8 protein-coding genes are annotated in these 6,891 nt (G+C 63.0%); 2 read left to right on the forward strand and 6 right to left on the reverse strand.

All coding sequences use genetic code 11. The features are described from left to right. Positions 1-49 precede the first annotated feature (49 nt). The 4 genes from ACYVDE_RS11260 to ACYVDE_RS11275 are packed head-to-tail and all read right to left on the reverse strand — an operon-like array spanning position 50 to position 2,172. The gene (locus ACYVDE_RS11260; protein WP_460501635.1) at positions 50-265 is read right to left on the reverse strand and encodes a DUF350 domain-containing protein; all 216 of its coding nucleotides are present in this window, start codon (positions 263-265) and stop codon (positions 50-52) included. An 18-nt stretch (positions 266-283) separates the two neighbouring features. After that, positions 284-487 (reverse strand): hypothetical protein, encoded by a 204-nt coding sequence (locus ACYVDE_RS11265; RefSeq protein ID WP_460501636.1) that lies wholly within the window; start codon positions 485-487, stop codon positions 284-286. A gap of 9 nt (positions 488-496) precedes the next feature. Beyond that, positions 497-1,807, reverse strand: a complete 1,311-nt coding sequence (locus ACYVDE_RS11270; RefSeq protein ID WP_460501637.1) for a DUF4178 domain-containing protein — start codon at positions 1,805-1,807, stop codon at positions 497-499. Next, positions 1,804-2,172 carry an S-adenosylmethionine decarboxylase family protein gene (locus tag ACYVDE_RS11275; RefSeq protein WP_460501638.1) on the reverse strand — a complete coding sequence of 123 codons (369 nt, stop codon included), beginning with the start codon at positions 2,170-2,172 and terminating at the stop codon, positions 1,804-1,806. The genes ACYVDE_RS11270 and ACYVDE_RS11275 overlap by 4 nt, the downstream gene beginning before the upstream one ends. A gap of 161 nt (positions 2,173-2,333) precedes the next feature. On the opposite strand from ACYVDE_RS11275, the gene ACYVDE_RS11280 reads away from it, so the two are divergent. Beyond that, positions 2,334-3,224, forward strand: a complete 891-nt coding sequence (locus ACYVDE_RS11280; RefSeq protein WP_460501639.1) for a DUF6929 family protein — start codon at positions 2,334-2,336, stop codon at positions 3,222-3,224. 117 nt (positions 3,225-3,341) lie between these two features. Further along, entirely contained in the window at positions 3,342-3,770 is a 429-nt protein-coding gene (locus tag ACYVDE_RS11285) for a hypothetical protein (RefSeq protein ID WP_460501641.1), read from the forward strand. Positions 3,771-3,905: 135 nt separating this feature from the next. On the opposite strand, the gene ACYVDE_RS11290 is transcribed toward ACYVDE_RS11285, so the two are convergent. Beyond that, positions 3,906-5,036, reverse strand: a complete 1,131-nt coding sequence (locus tag ACYVDE_RS11290) for an AI-2E family transporter (RefSeq protein WP_460501642.1) — start codon at positions 5,034-5,036, stop codon at positions 3,906-3,908. A gap of 250 nt (positions 5,037-5,286) precedes the next feature. Next, positions 5,287-6,483 carry a lactonase family protein gene (locus ACYVDE_RS11295; protein WP_460501643.1) on the reverse strand — a complete coding sequence of 399 codons (1,197 nt, stop codon included), beginning with the start codon at positions 6,481-6,483 and terminating at the stop codon, positions 5,287-5,289. Positions 6,484-6,891 lie beyond the last annotated feature (408 nt).

Raw genomic sequence — 6,891 nt, forward strand, 5'->3', positions numbered from 1 at the left:
GGCGGCGCGGGCATCGACCGCGGCGGCCGGCGCGGGCGCATCCAACAACTCAGCCATGAATGGCGGCGCTGATGATGAGGGCCACGGCCAGCATAAAGGCCGCGCCGAGAATGGCCAGGGCGGTGTTGTGCTCCTCTAGAATTTCCTTGCGCAAGGTGCCCGGCGTCAGCTTGTTAAACAGGTAAAAGCTGACGACCAGAATGACGATGCCCAGCAGCGAGTAAATGATGGAAGCCGCGAAGGCTTTGGCGTTGAGGTATTCCATAGAAAGGAGCGGAGCGGGTTATTTGTGGAAGTACAGGCCGTGGCCGGAGCGGCCGTGGCTGCCGCCGGAGCCGGGCGCATTCAGGGTTTCGGTGCTTTCGTTGTCGTCGCCGAGCATACGGGTGCCGCTGTCGGTGCTCCAGGCAAACCAAGCCAGCGGCAGCAGCAGCAGCAAGGCATAGAAGCGCACCGGGCGCAGGGATTTGAACAGGTTTTCGAGCATGGCGGACGGTTAGGAATTGGGGCCGAAGTCGCTCTGGCTCCAGCGGTTGGTTTCGTGGCTGGCCCGGCGGATGTACTGCCAGGTGGGGTAAATCAGCAGCAGGAAGAAAATCAGGAAAAAGTTGCTCCACAGCGGCGGGTCGGCCGTGACGCGCACCAGAATGCCAGGACCGAACGCACCGGCTTCGGTGAAAGGATAAAAGTTGAGGTGGTAGCGGCCGGGCGGTACCCGCGAGAGCACGGCATCGGCCTCGCGGCTGCCTTCGCGCCAGCTTTCGCCGTCTTCCACGCCGTTGTAGAACTCAATGTTTTTGGTGAACTCGAAGCCCTGGCCGGTTTGCTCGTTCACGAGGCTCACGGGCAGTTCCAGCCACTGGTTGTTGAGGGTGGTGCGGAGGTCAATTTCCAGCGCGGTCTGGTGGTCGAGGGTGAAGGACGGCGACACGATGACCCGGCCTGTGCCCGGCTGAGACTTGGCCGTGGAGTCGGCCTCGACCTGCAAATCGGCTGAGAGCACCACGGTATCGGGGTGGCGCACGTGCTGCCAGATTTGCACCAGCAGCAAAAAGCCAAACGCCAGCGTGGTGAGCAGCGACAGGGCCGGCCAGCTGGCCTTCACCGGGTCGGGCTGCACGGCACCCACGCCTTCCTGCGCGGGCATGTCGCCGGCAGGCAGGTTGAATGCTTCGGCGACCGCAGCGGGCTCGATATGCTCGGCGCGGTACCACTTCACCGTATTGTTGGGGCTTCGTTCCTGCACCAGCATGTGCGGCGGCAGAATGTATTCGGCCAGCTTCAGGCGGTCGTCGCCCTCAATGTCCCAGTCGAACTCGCCCACCGCCCACAGCACCCGCGCTTGGTAGCGATTGTAGAGCCGGTAGTCGCCCTCGGGCCGGTGCACGAAGCGGCCGTTAAGCTTGGTGTGCTCGATGGGCTCGGTCTGGGGTTGAATCAGCATCCAGTGCCCGCGGTACTGCGACAGTTGAATGTACTGCCGGGTACTGGGCTGAAACAGTTGGTATTCCGTCCAGCGGTATTGCTCGGCGCGGTATTCGCAGCGCTCTGTGAAGCCGACTACCCGGTACGTGGCCCCGTTGATAACTCCCAGCGTACCCAGGTCGATAAGCGGCGCTTCGTGCTCAACTGCCTTGTAGTTGCCAAACACTTTGGGCATTTCCTCGCCCGAGTACCGGAAGTAGGCGTGGCACTTCGGGCAGGCGTAGTATTCGCTGCCCCGCACGTCGTAGTAGGTAATGCTGGTGTGGCACTCGGGGCAGTCGAGCTGCGCCGATTCGCTCGAAAAAGTCGCAAGCTCACTCATCGGCGCACTTCGGTTTTGGTGAGCTCGGTGCCTTCGAAAAACGCCAGCGTGGCCGCGTAGATGCCGCGCACCGTGGCCGCGTTGTCGCGCCGGAAGTTCGACAGAAACAGGTCGAACGTAGCCAGCCCGTGCTCGGGCCAGGTATGAATGCTCAGGTGCGATTCCGTGAGGGCCAGCACAGCGGTGAAACCGCCGGGGCCGTTCTCATCGGCCGGGAAGCTGTGGTAGGCCTCGCCCACTTTTTCGAGCCCGAAGGCCAGCACCTGGGCATCGAAGAAGGCGCGGCAACTCTCGGCATCGCGCAGGGCGGCCGGCGGCGCGGCAAAGGTGGCCAGAATGTGCAGGCCGGGCGTATACGTGGGCATGGGAAAGGGGCGCGGGGCGAGCGCGGCAGCAAGATAGGCAGCGGCACGGGTTGAATATTTGGCCGCTATTTGCGGGCACTATCGTTCGGCCCGGCCCGAATATTACAGCGGCTGGCCCCCAATCGCCAATTCACCCGCTACTCCACCGCCGATAATTCGCCATGCAAGCCACCATCATTTCCGAAAACGTCATTCCCGGCTTGCCCTCGGCCTCCGGCGTCGAAATCATCGGCCCCACGGCCTACGTCATCGGCGACGACTCGCCCTTCCTCTACCTGCTTGATGCGGCCACGCTGGCCGTGCGCTCGCGGGTAGCGCTGTTCGAAACCGATGCCTTCGGCACCGGCCGCATCCCCAAAGCCACCAAGCCCGACCTCGAAGCCATGACGGCCCTCACCTGGCCCGATGGCCGGGCCGGCGTGCTGGTGCTGGGCTCGGGCAGTACGCCGGCCCGCGCTACCGGTTGGTTCGTGCCCGTGTCGGAACAGGTGCCGCAACGGGTCGATTTAAGCCCGCTCTACGCCCTGCTGTCTGCCCAATTGCCCGCTGGCGTGGCCCTCAACCTCGAAGCGGCTGCCACTTCAGCTACCGAGCTGCTGCTGTTTCAGCGCACGGTGGGGCGGGCTGATGCAGCGCTGCTGTTTGTGCTGCCGCTGGCCGCAACGCTGGCGTTTCTGGCCGGAACTACCGGGGCACAAGCTCCCGCAGCGCATCAGCTGGTGTTTGAGCTGCCAATGCTTGACGGCAGCCCAGCCGGGTTTTCGGGGGCTACGTTTGTGGATGGGCTGCTGTTCGTGTCGGCCTCGGTAGAGAATACCGCCGATGCCGTACTCGATGGCGCAGTGCTGGGCTCGTTCATCGGCGTGGTGGATGTGGTGGCCGGAAAAGCCACGCTGGCCCGTCTGGCCTGGGCCGATGGCCGGCCTTACTTCGGCAAAGTAGAAGGGCTGGCCGTGCGCCAGCAGCTAGCGCCCGGCCACTTCGAGCTGCTGCTCGTGACGGATGATGATGCCGGCGGCAGCACCGCCGCCACGGCGCAGCTGGTGCTGTAAAATGAGTGCGGGCTTTGGCAAACAAGGTTTTGTAACCCGTTCGTTTAGCGGTAGATTTGACCGGGCCAGTGGCGCCTCCACTGGCTCATTTATTCCTGTTCTACCGCTTCGATTACGATGAGTCCGCTCTCCTTGACCCCGGAAACCCTGTATTTCCAGAATGCTGCCGGCCGCCTCTACTACCAGCCCGGCGCGCAGGTGGTGCGTTTGGTCTGGGCCGCCGAGCGTATCGCGGTGGCCGCCATTCAGCAATACTACGAGCAGGTGCTGGCCCTGATGCTAAGCACCGGCAGCCACAAAATTCTGTCGTGCCACGGGCAACGGGCGCCGCTGCCGGGTCAGGCCCAGGAGTGGCTCACCGGCGACTGGATTCCGCGCGCCATTGCGCAGGCCGGGGCCCGCTACTGCGCCATCGTGGAAGGCGCCGACCCCATGCACCGCCTCTCCACGCAATCGGTGGTGGCGTCTTCGCCCAGCGGCCTGCAGTTCCGCCGCTTCTCCGAGCTTGGCGAGGCCGAGGCCTGGCTGCGCGAAGTGCGCGGGTAGGAAGTCAGTTAGGAGTTAAGCGTTTGTCATCCTGAGCGGAGCGAAGGGCCTTACCACGTTAAAACGACTTGTTCTGACGCAATGAGGTCCTTCGCTCCGCTCAGGATGACAAACGCTTAACTCCTAACTGACTTTCTACTCCTTGCCCTCGGCCTGACGTACTTCCTTTTTGGCGGGGTTGATTTTGCGGCCGCGGGGCGTTTCTTCATCGCCGAGCACCATGCCCCAGGGCTTGAGCGACTCGATGCGGTCGAACACAATCTTCAGGATGGCAATAACCGGCAGGGCCAGAAACATGCCCGCCACGCCACCAATGGCGTTGCCCACCAGTACGCCCACAATGGCCACCAGCGCATTGACCTGAATTTTGGAGGCCACGATGCGCGGAATCAGGTAGTGGTTGTCGATGAACTGAATGAGCATATATGCCCCCAGCACGGCCAGCGCGTGGCCGTAGCCGTCCTTCGCCACAAAGGCCATGAGCATGGGTAGGGCAATGGCAATCAGGCCGCCTACGTAAGGAATGAAGTTGAGCAGCGCGCCCATCACGCCCAGCAGCAGCGCGTAGGGCACTCCGATGATGAAGAGCACCGTGACGTTGAGCGCGGCCACGATGCTGCCCTCAATCAGCAGGCCCACCATGTAGCTCTGAATGGCGGTTTTGCTTTCGCGCAGTACCTCACTCACGCCGGCATCGCGCCGGTGGCCCGAAAAAGCCTGCACCAGAAAATCAACCAAACGCTTCTGGTAGAGGAACAGTAGGAAGATGTAAACCGGTATGAGCGTGAACGATACGACGATGCCTGACACCGTGGATAGTGTGCCGCCCAGCAGGCCCTGGGCTTTGGTGCCGGCCTCGCTTATCCAGCCTTGCAGCTTCTGGTCGCTCACGCCGAAGCGGGTTTGCAGCCACTCGTGTACCTGCGCGGCAGTTTCGGCAAACTTCTTCTTGAACATCGGCATCTGGTCCGAAAGCTGGGCGGCTTCCATCGAGATGAAGTACACGATGCCCAGCACTGCCGCCACGCCCAGCACTACCGTGAGCAGGATGGCCAGCAGCTGCGGCACCCGCTTGCGAATCAGCCACTGCTCGACCGGATGCAGCATAATGGCGAAAATGGCCGCGAAAAACAGCGGAAAAATAATTTCCGAGGCGATGTGCAGCGTGAACACCACCAGTGCCAGTCCCAGCAAAATCAGCGGGGCTTTCACGTAAAGCGGAAATTGCAGCTCGCGGACGGGCGGCGTGGGGTCGAAGTCGGCCATAGTAAACAGAATAAAGCCGGCGAGTGGTGGCGGGCTGCGCCGCTTACGGCTGGGCTTGGCTGGTGTTGTCTGGTTCGGGTGTTGGAGCTAGGTATTTGGTATTGGAGGGGAACTGTCATCCTGAGCGCAGCGAAGGACCTTCTCACGTCTGCCGTTTCGATTCATTACAAAACGCGCATTCGTAATAAGGTCCTTCGCTCCGCTCGGGATGCAAGCTCCTTCCTAATACCGAAAACCAACCCCAGAAGAGCTATTTGCGGAAATCCTCCACTACGCCCACAAACATGGGCGCGGGCACCGTGGCCTGCTGCCCGGTAGGCGTGAGCAAACCCGAAAACGCATCAACGCGGTAGCTGACGAGGTTGTTGGAATTCTGGTTGGCCACCAGGAGCAGGCGGCCGCTGGGGTCGAGGGCGAAGTTGCGCGGGGTTTTGCCCTGCGTGTCGACGTGCTGAATGGGCACCAGCGTGCCGTTGCCGCTGTCGATGGCAAATACGGCGATGCTGTTGTGGCCGCGGTTGGAAGCGTAGAGGAACAGGCCGTTGGGCGATACATGCACGTCGGCGCAGGAGTTGTCGCCGGTGTAGCCGGCGGGCAGCGTGGGCACGGTTTGCAGCTCGCGGAAGTGGCCGGCGGCCGCATCGTAGGCCAGCGTGGTCAGCGTCGAGTTCAGCTCGTTGATGAGGTAGGCGGTGCGGCCGTTGGGGTGGAAGGTGAGGTGGCGCGGCCCGGCCCCGGGCTTGGCTACGAAAGCCGGCTCGGGCAGGCGAGTGAGGCGGCCGGCGGCGGCATCGAGGCGGTAGCCCACCACTTGGTCAGTGCCTAGGTTCACGGCGAAGGCGAATTTATTGGCCGGGTCGGGCAGCAGGCAGTGGGCGTGCGACGAAGCTTGGTTTTTGTGGGGGCCCGAGCCGGTGTGCTGGTCGGTGGTGGACGCGCCGAGCGTACCGTCGGCTGCCACAGGCAGGATGCTCACATTGCCGCCCACATAGTTAGCCACCAGTGCATTTTTGTTGCTGTGGTCGAGGCTGATGTAGCAGGGCGACGCGCCGCCCGAGGGCTGCTGGCCCAGCAGCTTCAGGCCGCCGGTGTGCGGGTCGATGGCGAAGCTGCTCACGCCCCCGCCCGGCGCGCCCCGGAAGGTTTGGGTTTCGCTTACCGCGTACAGAAACCGGCGGTTGGGCGCGAGGGTGAGGTAGGTGGGGCTGGCGCCGCCCAACTGCCCGCTGAGGCGGGTGAACGTGCCGGTGCTGGCATTGACGCGGAACAGGAAAAGGCTGGTGTCCTGCGCGCCGCTCACATTGGTGCCAATGTAGAGCAGGTAATCGGCGGGTTGGGTAGCGGTGGCGGGCCGGCCGCATCCGCTCAGCAACAGGCCAGCACTAAGGCTCAGGCCACCCAGAAAAAGATGGGAAGTGCGCGAAATTCGAAAGTCAGAAAGCATCATGGAAGCAACGGGAAACTGAAGCCGCAAAGGTGCCTCAAGCTACGGGAAATGCCGCCGCCCGGCCCGGCAAATTGATGCAAACCGGCAGGTCGCGGTGGCTAGCTGTGCGATTTTACCAGCAAAAGCCAGGTTTCAGCAGTGGCAAGGCGCTACTTTTGACCCGGCAACCGCGCGCCGCAATAGGGGCAGTGCGGCCGCTGCACCTCTGTTTGTTCATTATCAACCGGTGCCCGCCTGCGCCGCGCTTCCACTTGCTCATGTCTGATTTTCAACCCACTTCCGCTCCCGATTTAGCCGCCGAAAAACTGCTCGCCGCCACCACCGCCGTGGGCTGGGTGCGCGACGGCATGCGCGTGGGCCTGGGCACTGGCAGCACGGCCGCACCCTTCATCACGCTGCTGGGCCAGC

It is taken from the genome of Hymenobacter agri (assembly GCF_054778495.1).